Consider the following 474-nt stretch of genomic DNA (forward strand, 5'->3'; position numbering starts at 1 on the left):
AGCAAATCAAACAAATCTTAAATTGAAGAGTTTGATCATGGCTCAGATTGAACGCTGGCGGCAGGCCTAACACATGCAAGTCGAGCGGCAGCGGGAAGTAGTTTACTACTTTGCCGGCGAGCGGCGGACGGGTGAGTAATGTCTGGGAAACTGCCTGATGGAGGGGGATAACTACTGGAAACGGTAGCTAATACCGCATGACCTCGCAAGAGCAAAGTGGGGGACCTTCGGGCCTCACGCCATCGGATGTGCCCAGATGGGATTAGCTAGTAGGTGGGGTAATGGCTCACCTAGGCGACGATCCCTAGCTGGTCTGAGAGGATGACCAGCCACACTGGAACTGAGACACGGTCCAGACTCCTACGGGAGGCAGCAGTGGGGAATATTGCACAATGGGCGCAAGCCTGATGCAGCCATGCCGCGTGTGTGAAGAAGGCCTTCGGGTTGTAAAGCACTTTCAGCGAGGAGGAAGGC

Annotated in this window: 1 rRNA gene; it reads left to right on the forward strand. The window is 55.1% G+C overall.

Annotation, left to right across the window (positions count from 1 at the left end):
• Positions 1 to 19: 19 nt before the first annotated feature.
• Positions 20 to 474, forward strand: a 16S ribosomal RNA gene (locus YALDO0001_RS19490); the annotation flags it as partial.

The organism is Yersinia aldovae ATCC 35236, from assembly GCF_000173735.1.
GTDB classification, from domain to species: domain Bacteria; phylum Pseudomonadota; class Gammaproteobacteria; order Enterobacterales; family Enterobacteriaceae; genus Yersinia; species Yersinia aldovae.